This is a genomic window from Paenilisteria riparia FSL S10-1204 (genome assembly GCF_000525995.1).
GTDB lineage: Bacteria > Bacillota > Bacilli > Lactobacillales > Listeriaceae > Listeria_A > Listeria_A riparia.
This window is the reverse complement of the sequence record NZ_AODL01000012.1, coordinates 1-15,806: the sequence shown is the minus strand read 5'-3', so window position 1 is coordinate 15,806 and position 15,806 is coordinate 1. Positions and strand designations below refer to the sequence as shown.

Genomic DNA, 15,806 nt, shown 5'->3' with positions numbered 1-15,806 from the left:
AAAAAACAGCTAAAAGCCCACTACAACAATACTTTACAACAAAAAAAATTATCATAAATCATCTAATGCTTGATAATCTTCTTGATACTTCCCACCATCAGCTACATCCGCATGGTACAAAGCTTTCAATGCAAAAGTCTTCTCTAAATCATGCTCTGTCATCAACGATTGTAATTTATGTTGCAATCTCTCGTTTTCACGCACTAATTGTTTCATTTGTGATTTTATATATCTCATTTTTTCCACTCCTTTCATATAAAAAAAGCTTGCTTCAGCAAGCTTTCAGCGTTGTTTGAAAATATATTTTTTCTACAGTTTCTTAACAAACTCTGATTTTAACTTCATTGGTCCGAAACCATCAATTTTGCAGTCGATGTCATGGTCGCCGTCTACTAAACGGATGTTTTTTACTTTTGTTCCGATTTTGACAACCGATGAACTGCCTTTTACTTTTAAATCTTTAATTACTGTAATAGAATCGCCATCCGTCAGTACGTTACCGTTAGAATCGCGGACAACTTTCACGTCATCGCTTGCCTCTGCAGCATCAGCAGACCACTCGTGACCACATTCTGGGCAAATAAATAGACCTCTATCTTCGTACGTGTATTCGGAATTGCATTCTGGACATTTTGGCAAATCAGCCATATTTAATTTCCTCCATTCGGTTTTATACTCTTATTATAGTACATTCCGACTTGGAACTCCATCGAATACGGAAAAATCCGCGCAACTGGTTAAAAATTGCGCGGATTTATGCTTATTGTTTTCGAGACAACCTGAACCACGCTGCTATCATTGCTGTGCCGAGAAGTGTAAACAAAACTGTTTCCGCGTTGTTATCGCCGGTTTGCGGTAATTTGGTTTCGGGTTTGATTACTGGTTTTGGCGTTACTTCTGCTTTTGGTATTGGTTTTGGTTGCATTGTTTGTTCCCCTGGTCTTACTTCGAGTGGTTTTGGCGTTGGTGTCACTGGTTTTGTCGGTTTTTCTGGGGTGATTTGGTTTTTCGGGTTCGACTGGTTTTGGTGGTAGGATTTGTGGCGGTAATTTCTTGTTGGTGAATTCGAGCTCAATTAATTCCGGTTTGTCTACTGCTGTTGTGAGGATTGTAAACGGAATTGGCGTGCTGTCTAGTTTATATCCTACTGGCGCGGCTGTTTCTGTGAAGTAGTAATTGCCTGGCGCGAGGCCACTGGCGCTAATTTTTCCGTCTGCGTCTGTTACTAAGTTTGAAATGACCGTACCATCTTCGCTTAGTAAATCAAATGCCGCTCCTTCGAGTGTTTGCCCACTATCATTTACTTTTTTCAAAACTACAGAACCTTGATAATCCGTCAATTGCGTTTGGACTTTTACTGGTTCGCCGTTTGCATTGTCTGCGATTGTGAATTTTACTGGCGTTTCGTTAATTAAATAGCCTGTCGGTGCAGCAGTTTCGATAAACTGGTACGTTCCTGGGGCCAAATCAGTGACATCAACGACGCATCTGAATTAGTTATCAAATTCTCGCGTATCATATTGCCTTCTTGGTCTGTCACTTGGAATACAGCGCCTGACAGAGCTGCGCCATCTTCTCCGGTTTTCTTAAGAGAGGCGTGCCCTTTATAGTTCGTAAAATTATCGAGCATTTCTGTGGCTGGTTTGCCGTTTGCCTGATTCGCAATTGTAAAATGAATCGGTTTCGTGTTTAGGATGTAGCCAGTCGGTGCTTTAACTTCCGTAATCGTGTAATCGCCTGGCGCTAAGTCCGTGGCACTTACTTTTCCATCTGAATTGGATGCTAGTGTAGCAACTGTTTTTCCTGTTTGGTCTTGCAAAATGAAGGCTGCATCGCTTAGCGCATTTCCTGCATCATCTTGTTTTTCAAATTCAAAACTTCCTTTGTAGTTCACAAATGGAACGACATCCACATCTGCAATTTGACCGTTGCTGTCTTGCACTACTGAGAACGGAATAGGTTCTGTATTTAAAACGTAACCGTGTGGCGCGACCGTTTCCACTAAACGATAATTCGCTGGAAGCAATCCTTCGATGACAAGTCTGCCGTCCGAATCCGTTTCAAACGTTTCATCTCCGCGAATTTCTAGCCATTCATTGCCAACTTGCCATTGTAATTTGAAAATGGCTCCTGAAAGTGCATCATGCGCTTCATTTTGCTTCATAAATGTTACTTTATTCGCCGCGTTCACGATTTTTTCAGCAATTTTAGCATCCGTTGTGTCTTTAGAAATCGTTACTTTTTTACCTTTTACTAACTCATCGCTGACCGAGAATCCTTCTGGGGCCTTCACCTCTTTTAAGTAATACGTACCATACGGCAAATTACCAAAAGTCAGCTTACCGTCTTGACCTATCGTTCCTTCTCGTACTACGACGCGGTTATTCTTGTCTAAAAGCTGAAATTTAGCGCCATGTAGTATCGTATCGTTCGGGTCGACTTTTTGGAAAGTAATGCTGCCTTTCGTTCCAACCGCCGTCCCGCCACCGTTCGACACAACAACGTCTAGTGATGTTTCACTGCCACCAGTCACTTCTTCCTCATGATTCCCTGTAATTTTAACATTGTTCGATACTTTATCCTTGTCACCCGTCATGAGCACCATCGTGCGGTACTGCACCACGAATGCGGTATTCAATTGTTTCGCAAAAGTCACTTTCAATTCCTGCTGGCCAGTCTCATTATCCGTCGTGAGCGTCGCCGTGTAGTCCACATCTTTCGTCAACTTCACATTCTTGTTCACAACAAGCGTCCCGTCAGCATTCACCGTCGTGCCATAAATAACTAGCGAATCCAAATCAATCGACTGATTCGTAGATGGGTGGTCCGTCATAACAACATCATCCAACTGCGACAAGCTCGGATTCACCGTCACCGACCAATTCACATACCCGTCATCATCCTGCATCCCTGATTTCACCGCAAATTTACCACCGTTCGTCACAGATACATCCGCGCTTAGCGTCTGATTGGGATACGTATCGTTTTGGAAAACTGCATCGTTCTTGTAGTTCGCCGAAACAAGTTGCCCCTTCACGCTCGTGTCGAACTCAATCAAGTACATCGCTGCTTTGCCATCTGGGAAATTGACCGTCAACGTATCCTCGTTCTTATTTGAAGGCTCATCAATCACGAAATCAGAATAATCACTAATTTCTTCCCCTTTAACAATGGAGCCATCATGATGAATCGTATAATGGTAAATCTTCACAGAACCTGAAACAAATTGCTGATTTCCAAGAATCGGATCTACTACTTTTGCATTTTTCAAATCAATATCATCATAGTTCACACCAATAGCCCATGTAATCAACTTCGTTTGCGCGTTATAAGAGCCATTTTTGAAACCATTGTATTTCGTTGGATCATTTGGTTTGAAAATCACATAGTCCTTACTCGTTTTCGGGTCTCCATTTTGATCTATCCAAGTGGCCGAGACATCATTTTTGAAACTCAACTCGGAGTCGTTGCCACGTAACACATTCATGTCGTATTTCGTATCATAGGAAATTCGGAATTGATTTTCCGTACCATCTTTGTAACTATTCAAGAACTCCATTTTAAAAATATTTGTATCCTTGTCATATGCAAAAGTATAGTCTGTTCCCTCTACAAGTTCGTGTTTTTGGTTCACATCGTATACCTTCAAAGAATCCGGAATTAGCGTCAAGCCATGACTCAAAGCATCAGTCATTGCCCAGTTTTTCATAAAATAATGATTTTTATTAACATCGATAACCCACGAAGCCGTCTTCGTATCATAGTTCACATCAGCAAGTTTTTTCACTAGGCTTTGTTGATACATCGTTCCTAAACCATTACTATTTTGTCCCGTAGAAATATCAACTTTGTTCGAAATGTTAATATTTTCGGTTAATGTGCCTGAAATGCCCGTTTTATAATCGATTTTTACAGCACCATTCACATCATGCAAAAAGTGAATTTCAAAACCGTTTGCCGTAGGAAGAAGTTCATAATCCGTGCCTTTAACTAGCGCCGCACCTTTGATTTCCTTGCCACTAGAATCAAATGTCATATTGTACAGTTGCACAGAATCACTTACCAAAATCATTTTATCCGAGCCAAAAGTGTCTGTGATCACCGCGTCATCTTTGCTAATGTGCTTCTCACCGTAATTATATTTTATCGTCCAACTGAAGGTTTGATCTTTCGAGTCATAATTCGTTGCTGCTTTTGCAACAACTTTCCCATATTTAGCACTCACAGTTGCTGAAGTTGCTAAATCATCTAAATTATCACTAGTCAAAGTCACATTATTCTTAAAAGTAACCGTACCACCTGCAAACGGCTTTTTATCATTATTTATTTTTGTTATATATTCCAATCGATATGCTTCATCAATTGGTTCGGTAAACGTAACATTTCCGTTCGCATCCGTCGTGTAGCCAGTCGTTATAAGCTTTTCGCTATTAGGAATAACTTTTCCGTGTAAGTCAACGCCAATTTGGTATACTTTCACAGACTCATACGTCAAACCAGCAGGAAATGCCTCTGTTACTTTTGCATTATTCACTGTCTTCAAGCCTTTATTAATGTCCACATTCCAAATGATACGGTCCGGATTTTGCACCTTATCAAAATGGCCACTCTTATCAATCATCGCCGCACCAAAAGGCTTAATCGGAACTTCTGTGCTCGGCAAATTAACTTCGTCTGGAACCTTGATTGACATATCGCCTGGTCCATCAATCACGTTCTCATTAAATCCAGCATCAAAATGAAGCGTTCCATTTACATCTGAATTATTTTTTACTTCATCGGTGAATGTAATTATCACTGTCCCATTCGTGTCTACCGTCGCTGTTCCAAATTCGCCAAGTTCAATTGTCATATTTTTAGGAATTTTTATATTGTCAGGTAATTCAAATATGTAATAATCCCCAGCATTCACTAACTCACCTACATCATTGGGGATGTGCCAGTCAAACGCAAATTCAATTTTATCATTCACAGTTGGCTCTGTTATCACATTACCATTCTTATCTTTGTACGTCACTTTCATATCCGACAAAATCGAGCTTTCCTCACTTGGATAACCAAGCTCTGCAAAAATATCTTTCAGGTTACGCGGACTATTTTCCTTCACTTTTTTTACAACCGTATCGCGTTTTGGAATAGTAACATTCTCAGGTTGCGTTTGACTTGCTGGCACCGTTGCCGTTATTTCGTCTTGTTGAGGCTCAACGATTTTACCAACATCCTTTGAAATTACATGCACCCCATCCGAAAAAGTCACGTGATCCTTCGCAAGATCACCAACATATTTACCATTTACGTGAAGGGTAAATACCGTATCCGAATTCTCAGGAATAGGGAACGTAATCGCATTATTTGCCACATCATATTTGCCAATGACATGTTGTTGGGCATCCAGCACGACAGCATCCTGAATCGCTGAGACCTTCACATTATCAGAAACCGTCACTGTTCCAGTCTTCGCTTTATCCGAATGATTTACCATCTGCCCACTAATCGTATAGTTACTTGTCGCATCTGTGTTTTTATTCACAATAATATTCACTAATACAGCGCCGTTTATCTCTTTTGTATCCGTAGTTGTTTGTGCTAAAACCATTTGCGGTAAAATCATTTGTAGTATCAAGAGAAGAACAGCGAAAAGACTAAAAAACCTTTTCATCTTGATTCCCCTTCCAATGAAAAAAGCCCTCTCCAAAACATGTCAAAGCTAAATCAATATTACACAAACACCGCATGAATAAAAGAATCTACGCTTATTCATCATTTCAATATCGCTAGTTTACACCTAAACAATTTTAAAAACTAGAGCTAAAACACAAAATGATGATTTAGTAACATTATTCACCTTTTCATGACATCACGTACACATTTGTCACATTTTCGCCACAATTAGCCGTTTTTATGTTTTATTTGTGAAATTTTTGCGCTTTATATATACTAGGCAATTAAAAAAATAGTTCTTTTGAACCAGTTTTATTTTTTAGTTTTTGGAAATTGAAGGCTGGTGTTTTTTTGCAAGAATTTCACATCAGACTTAACAAATCGTCCTAATACATTTATAATGAAACAAGTAAAGGAACTCCTAATCAGAAAGAGAGTGGTAATATGGGCCGCAAATGGGCAAATATTAAAGAAAAGAAAGCATCAAAAGACGCAAATAACAGTCGTATTTACGCAAAGTTCGGGGTTGAAATCTATGTAGCCGCAAAACAAGGCGATCCAGACCCACATTCTAATCAAAAACTGCGCTTCGTTATTGAGCGCGCCAAAACATACAACGTACCAAAACACATCATCGACCGCGCTATCGAAAAAGCAAAAGGTACAGGCGATGAAAACTATTCCGAACTACGTTACGAAGGCTTTGGTCCAAACGGCTCGATGGTCATTGTAGATGCTTTAACAAATAACGTTAACCGCACTGCATCAGACGTTCGCGCGGCCTACAGCAAAAACGGCGGAAACATGGGCGTGAGCGGCTCCGTTGCTTATATGTTTGATAATACAGCGATTTTCGGGATTGCCGATAAAGATGCAGATGAACTATTGGAATTATTGATGGAAGCAGACATTGACGTTCGTGATGTGCTAGACGAAGATGGTCAAGCGATTGTTTACGCAGAACCAGAGGATTTCCATAGCGTACAAGAAGCATTGAAAACAGCGGGTATTGAAGAATTCACCGTTGCCGAAATCGAAATGATTCCACAGAATGAAGTAACTTTAGGCGAAGAAGACTTAGTGAAATTCGAGAAAATGCTTGATGCACTAGAAGATTTAGAAGATGTGCAGAAAGTCTATCATAACGTGGATTTAGGAGAATAATAATAAAGAGGTGCACCGCCGATTTGGGATGCATCCCTTTCTTTGTGTCAAAAACAATACATTGGGAGTTGTTTTTAACCACATTTTCATATAGAATGGATACTAACAAGTAAATGTTATGAGTAGTTGGCTAACCTCCGAATGAAAGTGGGGTGACGCCTATGATTGTTTGCACCCCAGTCAGCGAGATTGGAGGTGATAAAATGGAAGTTGGGACGGCAATAGAAATTATGCTTGCTTTTGGGATATACACCCTTGCCCTGTTAACTTACGTGAAAAATGATCGAAAAAAATAAACTACTCTTTGGCGTGCAAGGCTATGAGAGATAGTTTATTTAACAAATAAATAGCCGACCATTCTTGACATGATCTTGTTAGGAGAGTCATGCTACCAACATGACTCTCTTTTTCAATCTCATTATAACAACTCTACCTTCTTTTTGCAATGCTTACACACATTCACGTCATTGCGGCTCCACAAATTCATCGATTACAAAATGGATTTCTCGCGGATTATAGCATATACTAACGAAGGACAGTTTAAAATCTGAATTGGAGGAAATAAACTGTATACAGAGGGGGCTGGAAAATGGAAAAAACAAACAGACGAAAAACATTAGCACTAATTTCAATCATGCTTGGTGCTTTCATTTCATTACTTGACACTACAATTGTAAATGTCGCGCTACCTGATATAACTGTTGCGCTTCATGCTACTAGCCAGTCCATTGAGTGGATTATTTCTGGGTATGCACTTGCATTTGGTGTTGTGCTTATCTTGGCTGGAAGGCTAGGCGATCGCTTCGGTCGGAAGAATCTTTATATTTTCGGGATTTTGCTATTTTTAATCATGAGTATTACGGCCGGATACGCGCAATCTGAGGAAAGCCTAATTATTTCTCGGGTGATACAAGGCCTTGGCGCCGGCTTATTCTTTCCACAAATCAATGCGGTAATAATGGACATGTATAGTGGCAAACATCTCGGCAAAATTTTCGGAATTTTAGGGTCTGTTATTGGTGTTGGGACAGCAATTGGACCATTAGCCGGTGGTTTATTAATCGAACTATTTGGTGCTGATAACGGTTGGCGCGCAGTGTTTTTTGTGAATGTACCAATTGTTCTGGTGACACTTGTTTTAGCAATGCTTTACTTGCCTAAACATCAGGCTCCGAAAGAGAAAGTACGCTTTGATATTCCTGGTGTTTTGGGATTAACGCTAGCTTTGATGATGTTGCTTTACCCTGTGATTTCACGTGGTTCCAACGGTTTTAGACTAGTTGATTATATTTGGATGGCTTCATCTATTCCTGTTTTTCTTTTGTTATATTGGTGGAGTGCACGCCAAGCAAAAAAAGGAAAGCAGCCGTTAATTTCACCAAACTTGCTTAAAAATCAGCCATTTGTATCTGGAATGGTATTATCACTTGTTTATTTTGCGGCATTTACGAGTATTTTCTTTATTTTATCCGTGACATGGCAAACAGGTTTTGGTCAATCCGCGATTTCGTCAGGCCTTGCGATTACGCCATTCGCGATTGGGAGTGTCCTTGCAGCAGCGAATAGTAATCGTTTTATCATGAAAATCGGGCGGAAGTTACTACATCTCGGCGTTGTGTTAGTCATTATCGGATTATCTGGCGTTTCACTCGTTTTTCATCTACATGATGGCGTATTTTCCGCATGGTGGATGTCCTTGCCGTTATTTACAGCGGGAATTGGGAGTGGTTTGATTATTGCGCCACTTAACAGTTTTACACTTTCAACGGTCGTCGGTCCTGAACGTGGCGGTGCGAGTGGGATGTTTAACACGGCGCAACGTATCGGTTCATCATTCGGGATTGCCGTTGTTGGATCAGTATTTTTTAGAACATTAGATAATACCACCGCACATTCGCAGGCTAACGCGTTTTCCGATAGCTTGCAGATGAGTATGTACGTGAATATTGCGTTGTTGGTGGTTTGTTTTGTGTTGGTGTTTAGGTTGCCGAGGAGGATATGAAGAACAAGCACTGAGATTTCCGCCAAACTCAGTGCTTTATTCTTTAGAAATCAGTATACTTTTTATTGCTCCCTTTACTGGTTGAGATTGGGTATTTCAAATTATTTTTCAGTAACTTTTCTGCAATAATTTCATCTATATCTAAGCCTAAATCCGAAGCTAGCATAAATGAATATATCAAAATATCTGCAAGTTCCTCTTTCACATTTTCCATATCTCCTGCTAAAACTTCCTCGCTAGTTCTCCATTGAAAGTTCTCTAGTAATTCAGCAGCCTCCAATGAAATTGAAATTGATAAATCTTTTGGATTATGAAATTGTCTCCAATCACGCTCATCCCTGAATTTATTAATCTTGTCCATACTCTGATTCAATTTGAAAACCTCCTAATACTATTAATATAACGACATCAATTTTTGCTGTAGCTTAGGGTCACTAGCATAGATATATAGACCATTAATTCCTCGTTTCATTAAGACATTAATAGAATTTAAGATAATCTGTTGTTTTATTTCACTCATTTTATCCTTAGAAATATCATCTCGTCCTCTGAATGCTTCTAGGTCTTCGTATTTTGTTGTTATAATCTCTAACTCTTGTTTCTCAAAGTTGTATGAAACAGAGGGGCCTAGTATCACACCTACATAATTTAAGTCGAAGCCCTGAATCGTATAAATGGAACCAACTTCATCAATTGTAGATTCCTGTTCAGCCCATGTATTTTTATAATGTGTTCTGTTCCATGGTAGTTTGAAATTTCCCTCTTCAATAAAATAATCTTGACCATCTTTTTTATGCATATAATCAAAAGTCGCAACAAGCCGAGACAGACCATATTCTTCGTTTTTCTTTCTAATTTCTTGATACATTTTATCTGCATCTGAAAAAAATTTTTTAATTCAAAACTATCCTTTTTATTATCTGGTAGATCTAGTACTTTCTTGTTTGAAAATGCATCTATCCAATTCAATACACGCTCTTCAGCTTGAATTCGAAATTGATTCGTCAGCATAAATACTTCGCTGTGCAAGCCTTTTTTTTATACTATCCAACATCTTCGAGTCCCAGTAACTTTTTAATTTAAGCACTTGTCTTCTATCAAAAACGACTATCGTGATTTTACTTTGTTTAATAATCTCTTCTAGATGATTATCTTGTTTGAAGTTATTATAGCTATCTTTTTTTGAAAGTAATAGATGGGCCTCGTCTACAAATACAATATCTGCAACAGATGCGTTCGATTTCGTTTGCTGGTTTATAAAACTTGTTGGCTTCATAAAGCTCTTCTTTTTTAAATTTGGGAGACTTTCTGAAATTTCCTTATATGTTTTAAGCATTTCTTGGTGATTAACTAACAGGTAGTTTTTAGTACCATATAGTTTGGAAGATTTGTCGTATGAAAAATCTTGAATGGTATTAAAAGTAGAGCTCAAAACTACGCTTTTTCCTGTACCAGCATCTCCTTCAATAAAGAAAATACTGTGTTGGCCATCATTAATGTGCTTTTTGCAGTAATCAATTATATGATATTTCAAATCCATTTGTTCTGCCGATAGTTCTTTATATGGTGATAACTTAAAAACATCTTTATTCCGCAGCTCTTCCAAAGATTCCCTTACAACTTTATGTTGCCTTAATTCTTCCCATATATGCTTGAAAAAAGTTTGATCATAGTATTCTTTATTGTAGTAGTCATGCATTTTGCTATCCATAGTTTGACTTTTGTTTTGCAACTCGTATTTTTTATCTGCAATAAAAAAGTTAATTAAGTTCGTTTCTATATTGTAAGTCGCAGATTGATTAAACTTCTCATTGCCAATAAATAAAGCTGTATCGAGTTTTTTTCTTGAAGCATCACTTAGGTGCTTTTGCATTCTTCTTTGTAAGTGCACTGTTTGCCCTATATATGCCGTTTCTTTTTTGGCATTTGTATACAGAATATACACTATTGGATAGTTGTTAAAGTATGTTGCATTTATTTCTCGGATAGAAGCTTTTTTTAAATTTTTTTTATCTGTATCAGTTCTGAAGTCATATCATCTCTCCTAGTAATGCTTTGATTTTTTGTTTATGTATCTTTAGTATAATATACCGTTTGATTTCACGCATGTATAAACTGATTTAAAAATGAAATATTATCCTCTATTTCCCAAAATATTTTTGCACACTTTTTCACTAACCCCTGTAAATCCCGCTTCCAAAATGCTATAATAACCCCATCACAACTAAAAAGGAGTTGACCATCCACCCATGTTTAACAAATACAAACCGCTAAATCTTTATTCTAATTTCGCCGAGGCTGCTGAGAAATTTCCGACGCAGGCTATTTACTTTGATGAGCCGTTGACTGCTTTTCCTGAGCTGCAATTGCAAACTACATATCTCGGGGCCAAGGATGCACTAATCACGAAGGCTTCGCAAATTCATACTCTTGGGGTTAAAAAGGGTGAGAAAGTGATTATTTATAAGTCTGCGAAATTCGACACGTATCTCTTGGCTGTTGCTGTTTCTTATCTTGCGCGGTTCCGATTATGATTTCGCCGCATCTTCCTGCTGAAACGATGGATATTCTTGTTTCTCGGCTGGATGATCCTTGGATGATTTTTGATGGAGATACGGCGCATAAAGCTCAGATTCTTCAGAACATGTCTAAGCAGAAATTGATTGCTGTTGAGGAAATTCTTGCGACTGCTTTTGAACAGCCTTGCGCTCAAGATAAGTTACCTTTAGATACGATTTCTTACATGACGCACACTTCTGGAACGACTGGTGTGCCTAAGTTAATCGCTCACTCGGCGAATTCAATGGGATGGCGGACGAAATGGCAAAAGAATATTCTGAGCTTGATTCGTAAGCGTGGGCTTGTTGCTTTTCATATTTCGCCTGTACATTCTCGTTTTAATATTGGGATTTCGTCGTTGATGGCGAAAGGTTTTCCGTTGCTGCCAATTGCCAATCCGAGTCGGGAGAATGTTACGAAGGTTTTGATGGATTATAAGCCAATGGTTTTGGAAACGCATCCGAATCATTTTGTGCAATGGGCCTCGCTCGCTAGGGATAAACCGGAAGTTTTTCAAAGTTTGAAGTATTATCATTCGACGTTTGATGCGATAAACAAGGAAACGATGGCGACGTTTTTGCGTTGTTCGGAGCACGGGAAACCTGTGTTTTTGCAGGTGTATGGGCAAAGTGAATGCGGGCCGATGATTATGCGCTTCCATACAAAATCTTCACTGAAAAATACGAATGCGCGGGCGATGGGAATCGGGATGCCTCGGCTGACGAAAGCTCGAATTGTGGATCAAAATGGGACGCCTGTCAAAGCTGGTGTAAGCGGTAATATTCAAATGTTCTCGAAAGGTCGGGCGTTGACGTACTACAAAGAGACGCCTCGTTTTGAGGAAAATGTGTATGGGGCTTGGTGGGACAGTGGCGATTACGGTGTGAAAAGCCGATTTGGCGTACTATCGTTGCTTGACCGCCAAGTGGATTTGGTCGATAAAATCGAAAGTACACTTGCTATCGAGGATGCGATTCTTGATGAGCTGACATTTTTAGATGAAGTTGTTATTATTCGTGGGGAGAACGGTAGTCCGCAGCCAATCATCGCGGTAAATGAAAGTAAAGAAATGAACTGGGACTTGTGGTGGAAAAAGGTCTCTGATATGCCGCATCTAAATGAGCCGATTATTATGAAATATGAGGAAATGCCTCGTACGGCGACGATGAAAATTCAGCGACTAGAGCTAGAACGTTCTTTACAACAAAACTAAAATAAACAAGGTAACCATCCAAATTACGACGGTTGCCTTGTTTATTTTTATGCTGTGCGGTGTTTATAAATTTGTATCGCAGCAACCCATGCGACTAGGAAAATCCCTGCGCACCAAGCGATTGCTGTCCAAACATCGCCTGTATTTACGTTGCCCACAAGAAGTGAGCGGACACTTTCGATAATTGGCGTCATTGGTTGGTTTTCTGCAAATGCACGAACGACATTGTTCATCGAATCGGTCGGTGTGAACGCTGAGCTGACGAATAATAGCATCAATACGAGGTAGCTGAACGTTCCAGAGCCTTCTGCTGATTTTGCAAGTAGGCCTGAGACAACGGCAATCCATGTCATCGCTAGCGTAAATAATAGTAAGATCAAGATGATAACGAGCCAGCCGACAAATCCTGCTTCTGGTCGGAATCCGAGTATAAATGCGATTAGCACGATGAATAATGTGGAAATTAAGTTAAACACGATTGAAGTTACGACATGTCCTGTCAAAATAGAAGATTTTGCGATTGGCATTGAATGAAAGCGGTCAATAATACCTTTTGTGACGTCATTGTTGAGCCGAACCGCTGTGTAAGTCGTTCCAAGAGCAATACATAGAAACATAATTCCCGGTACGACATAATTAATATAATCTTCTGAACCTGTATCAATCGAGCCGCCAAATACATACACAAACAATAACATCATCATTAATGGCATCGCGATGGTTGTAATAATTGTGTCCACACTCCGAAAAGCATGACGCATATTACGCCCAAGCATGACTACCATATCACTCCACTTGTTCCGCATCATAATCCTTCCTTTCCGTGTTCCACAATTTTAAGAAATACGTCTTCTAATGTCGGTGATTTTTGCGAAAATTCCAACACAGGTATGTTAGCGCCTTCAAGTTCTCCTAAAATCGCCATCATTTGTTTCACCGTGCCGTCCATTGTTACCGTTACAATTTGTGCCGCCTCATCCAAAACTGGTGTGTAAGCTGCTAATGCGACTTCGGCTTGTTTTGCCTCATCCAGTTCTGCAAAGCGTAACTCTAAATGCCCATTCGGCAATAGCTGTTTCAATTCTGCGACCGTGCCATCTGCAACGATTGTGCCTTCATTTAGTATCGCGATTTGGTCCGCTAATTGTTCTGCTTCTTCTAAATATTGTGTCGTTAAAAATACCGTTGTCCCACCATCCGCAAGCTCACGAATAATTTTCCACATCGCCATCCGACTTTGTGGATCCAGCCCAGTCGTCGGTTCATCTAAAAAAATAACACTCGGTGTTCCAACTAAGCTCATGGCTAGATCAAGCCTGCGTCTCATTCCACCAGAGTAGGTCGCAAGTGCCCGATCCGCTGCATCCGTTAGATTAAATCGTTCCAACAACTCGTCTGCAACTTCTTTCGCGTTCGGTAAATGGCGTAATTTCGCGATTAATCGCAAATTTTCACGGCCTGTCAAAATATCGTCCACTGCTACGGATTGGCCTGTTAAGCTAATTGCTTCGCGTACTTTATTTCCTTGTTTCACCACATCCGCACTACAAACTTGCGCATCGCCACGATCTGGCTTGATTAGCGTCGTCAAAATACGAATTGTTGTGGTTTTTCCCGCGCCATTGGATCCCAACAGCGCGAAAATCGATCCTTTTTTAACGGTAAAATTGATTTTTTTCAAGACATCTACGTTTTTATAAGATTTCTCGAGATTATTTACTGAAATCACAGTTTCTAGCATGATTTTTCACTCCTTTTACGATAGGATAATGCCGCTTAAGTCGGCTTTTCGATTACTTTTTAGACTTTCATAAGACGCAGCGTCCATGATGGCGCCGTCGAAATTTGCTCGTTTTACATAACTGCCTTTGAAAGAAACATTTTCAAAAATCGCGTTTTGGAAGGAAGCGTCGATAAGTCCCGTACCTCTGAAGTTCGTGCCACGGAAAATCTCGCCGTCGAAGTTCACGCCAGATAGATCAGAATGCGTGAAATCCGCTTGATCCATAATCGCATTTTTGAAATTGGATTTGCGTATTGCTGATTTTTTCAGCTCCGCAAATGTTAAATCAGCACCTTCAAATGAGGCTCCAGTGAGCTCAGAAGCATTGAATGTACAGTTGCTCAAGTTCGCGTAACTGAAATTCGCGCCTTTTAGTGTAACGATTGAAAAATTCGTATTGGATAAGCTAGAGCCTTTGAAGCTTGGCAGTCCATCGCTTTTTTTCGCGTAAATTCCTTTGAAGCTAACGCCGTGAAAATCAACGTCTTCGAACGAGGCATCGGTAACATTCGCGTAATCAAACGTACCTTCAGAAATTGTTTGATGGTCGAAATTAATACCCGACAAATTCGAATATTTAAAGTTCACATTATCCAGCGTACTATTCGTGAAACTAGCATTTTTCAATGTCGCATTTGTTAGTTTGGCTTCGCGTAAATCAGAGCCATCGAAACGCGCGGCATTCATATTGCTACCTTCAAAGCTACTGCCCGTCAAGTTCGAGCCTGTGAAATCAGCACCCTGTAGTGTACTGTTTTTGAATTTGCCGTCATGAACATGCATGCCTTTCATACCACCAGTCCCGAATTCCATTGGAGTGGTATCTTCTAGCTTTTGCCCGCCGATGCTTTCGATAATCTCGGAAACATCGCCTAGTGAATGGATGGTCATTTCATACGCTTCTTCGTCTTCGTAACCTTGCTCTTTCAAATCATTGAACTTCTCTTGTAAATCGTGGACCAGTTCTTCTTTCAATTCATGTATTTCATCCGTTAGCTCGTATCCGGCGAACACTTCATCAATGTGTAGAGTCAACTTCTCTTTCATCACTTTTAACCTCTTTCCTTATAGCAACTGGTCGAGAATGCGCTTAGCAGACTCCCATTGCTTCTTATTTTCAGCGTACAATTCTTCGCCTTTTTCTGTTAACTTGTAGTATTTTCGACGACCGCCTTGCGTTGCATCGCCCCAATAAGAGGTAATGTAGTCCTCTTTTTCTAAACGCTTCAAACTCGAATACATCGTTGCTTCCTTCAGTTCATATTCCCCGTTTGAATTTGTCTGAATCAACTTTAAAATATCGTAACCGTATTTATCGCCGCTCATTAATAACTTCAAAATAATGGTATCTGTGTGTCCTCGAAGCAAATCCGAGGAAAGCTTTTTATCAGCATTGTGATCGCCTCCATGAGTATATAATACAT

At 39.8% G+C, this 15,806-nt stretch carries 13 protein-coding genes and 2 pseudogenes; 4 read left to right on the top strand and 11 right to left on the bottom strand.

What is annotated here, in order from left to right; all coding sequences use genetic code 11:
• Nucleotides 1–51: 51 nt before the first annotated feature.
• The 5 genes from PRIP_RS09145 to PRIP_RS16300 all read right to left on the bottom strand — a co-directional run bounded on the left by PRIP_RS09145 (nucleotide 52) and on the right by PRIP_RS16300 (nucleotide 5,659).
• Entirely contained in the window at nucleotides 52–237 is a 186-nt protein-coding gene (locus PRIP_RS09145) for a hypothetical protein (protein ID WP_036100916.1), read from the bottom strand.
• Nucleotides 238–309: 72 nt separating this feature from the next.
• Nucleotides 310–648 (bottom strand): zinc ribbon domain-containing protein YjdM, encoded by a 339-nt coding sequence (locus PRIP_RS09140; RefSeq protein WP_036078022.1) that lies wholly within the window; start codon nucleotides 646–648, stop codon nucleotides 310–312.
• A 112-nt stretch (nucleotides 649–760) separates the two neighbouring features.
• Nucleotides 761–877, bottom strand: coding sequence for an LPXTG cell wall anchor domain-containing protein (locus tag PRIP_RS18250; RefSeq protein WP_420912116.1), 117 nt, complete (start codon nucleotides 875–877; stop codon nucleotides 761–763).
• Entirely contained in the window at nucleotides 840–1,466 is a 627-nt protein-coding gene (locus PRIP_RS17170) for an MSCRAMM family protein (protein ID WP_052008842.1), read from the bottom strand. Before PRIP_RS17170 ends, PRIP_RS18250 begins: the two co-directional genes overlap by 38 nt.
• A complete protein-coding gene (locus tag PRIP_RS16300; protein ID WP_052008841.1) occupies nucleotides 1,412–5,659 on the bottom strand; it encodes a collagen binding domain-containing protein in 4,248 nt (1,415 codons plus the stop codon). The genes PRIP_RS17170 and PRIP_RS16300 overlap by 55 nt, the downstream gene beginning before the upstream one ends.
• A 446-nt stretch (nucleotides 5,660–6,105) precedes the next feature.
• Here PRIP_RS16300 and PRIP_RS09130 point away from each other — a divergent pair, with 446 nt between their 5' ends.
• From PRIP_RS09130 to PRIP_RS09125, 3 genes are all read left to right on the top strand, one after another.
• Nucleotides 6,106–6,825: a YebC/PmpR family DNA-binding transcriptional regulator gene (locus PRIP_RS09130; protein ID WP_036084351.1), complete on the top strand. Its 720-nt coding sequence runs from the start codon at nucleotides 6,106–6,108 to the stop codon at nucleotides 6,823–6,825.
• A gap of 203 nt (nucleotides 6,826–7,028) precedes the next feature.
• Nucleotides 7,029–7,121, top strand: coding sequence for a putative holin-like toxin (locus PRIP_RS16995; protein WP_159101534.1), 93 nt, complete (start codon nucleotides 7,029–7,031; stop codon nucleotides 7,119–7,121).
• A 293-nt stretch (nucleotides 7,122–7,414) separates the two neighbouring features.
• Nucleotides 7,415–8,827 (top strand): MFS transporter, encoded by a 1,413-nt coding sequence (locus tag PRIP_RS09125; RefSeq protein WP_036100915.1) that lies wholly within the window; start codon nucleotides 7,415–7,417, stop codon nucleotides 8,825–8,827.
• Between the two features lie 43 nt (nucleotides 8,828–8,870).
• On the opposite strand, the gene PRIP_RS09120 is transcribed toward PRIP_RS09125, so the two are convergent.
• Both PRIP_RS09120 and PRIP_RS09115 read right to left on the bottom strand, forming a co-directional pair.
• Nucleotides 8,871–9,200 (bottom strand): nucleotide pyrophosphohydrolase, encoded by a 330-nt coding sequence (locus PRIP_RS09120; RefSeq protein ID WP_221636738.1) that lies wholly within the window; start codon nucleotides 9,198–9,200, stop codon nucleotides 8,871–8,873.
• Between the two features lie 21 nt (nucleotides 9,201–9,221).
• A pseudogene (locus PRIP_RS09115) lies at nucleotides 9,222–10,718 on the bottom strand (DNA/RNA helicase domain-containing protein).
• Nucleotides 10,719–11,076: 358 nt separating this feature from the next.
• Between PRIP_RS09115 and PRIP_RS09110 the strand changes: the two are divergent.
• A pseudogene (locus tag PRIP_RS09110) lies at nucleotides 11,077–12,599 on the top strand (AMP-binding protein).
• A gap of 47 nt (nucleotides 12,600–12,646) precedes the next feature.
• On the opposite strand, the gene PRIP_RS09105 reads toward PRIP_RS09110, so the two are convergent.
• The 4 genes from PRIP_RS09105 to PRIP_RS09090 are packed head-to-tail and all read right to left on the bottom strand — an operon-like array spanning nucleotide 12,647 to nucleotide 15,750.
• Nucleotides 12,647–13,408: an ABC transporter permease gene (locus PRIP_RS09105; RefSeq protein ID WP_036084359.1), complete on the bottom strand. Its 762-nt coding sequence runs from the start codon at nucleotides 13,406–13,408 to the stop codon at nucleotides 12,647–12,649.
• On the bottom strand, nucleotides 13,405–14,340 hold the full coding sequence (locus tag PRIP_RS09100; RefSeq protein ID WP_036100914.1) for a daunorubicin resistance protein DrrA family ABC transporter ATP-binding protein: 936 nt from the start codon (nucleotides 14,338–14,340) through the stop codon (nucleotides 13,405–13,407). Before PRIP_RS09100 ends, PRIP_RS09105 begins: the two co-directional genes overlap by 4 nt.
• 15 nt (nucleotides 14,341–14,355) lie before the next feature.
• Nucleotides 14,356–15,429 carry a pentapeptide repeat-containing protein gene (locus tag PRIP_RS16295; RefSeq protein ID WP_052008840.1) on the bottom strand — a complete coding sequence of 358 codons (1,074 nt, stop codon included), beginning with the start codon at nucleotides 15,427–15,429 and terminating at the stop codon, nucleotides 14,356–14,358.
• 18 nt (nucleotides 15,430–15,447) lie between these two features.
• Nucleotides 15,448–15,750 (bottom strand): PadR family transcriptional regulator, encoded by a 303-nt coding sequence (locus PRIP_RS09090; protein ID WP_036100952.1) that lies wholly within the window; start codon nucleotides 15,748–15,750, stop codon nucleotides 15,448–15,450.
• Between the last annotated feature and the right edge of the window lie 56 nt (nucleotides 15,751–15,806).

Excerpts from the sequence above, each read along its gene's own strand:
- PRIP_RS09145 (WP_036100916.1), bottom strand. The coding sequence starts at position 237 with ATGAGATATATAAAATCACAAATGAAACAATTAGTGCGTGAAAACGAG.
- PRIP_RS09140 (WP_036078022.1), bottom strand. The coding sequence starts at position 648 with ATGGCTGATTTGCCAAAATGTCCAGAATGCAATTCCGAATACACGTAC.
- PRIP_RS16300 (WP_052008841.1), bottom strand. The coding sequence starts at position 5,659 with ATGAAAAGGTTTTTTAGTCTTTTCGCTGTTCTTCTCTTGATACTACAA.
- PRIP_RS09130 (WP_036084351.1), top strand. The coding sequence starts at position 6,106 with ATGGGCCGCAAATGGGCAAATATTAAAGAAAAGAAAGCATCAAAAGAC.
- PRIP_RS16995 (WP_159101534.1), top strand. The coding sequence starts at position 7,029 with ATGGAAGTTGGGACGGCAATAGAAATTATGCTTGCTTTTGGGATATAC.
- PRIP_RS09125 (WP_036100915.1), top strand. The coding sequence starts at position 7,415 with ATGGAAAAAACAAACAGACGAAAAACATTAGCACTAATTTCAATCATG.
- PRIP_RS09105 (WP_036084359.1), bottom strand. The coding sequence starts at position 13,408 with ATGATGCGGAACAAGTGGAGTGATATGGTAGTCATGCTTGGGCGTAAT.
- PRIP_RS09100 (WP_036100914.1), bottom strand. The coding sequence starts at position 14,340 with ATGCTAGAAACTGTGATTTCAGTAAATAATCTCGAGAAATCTTATAAA.
- PRIP_RS16295 (WP_052008840.1), bottom strand. The coding sequence starts at position 15,429 with ATGAAAGAGAAGTTGACTCTACACATTGATGAAGTGTTCGCCGGATAC.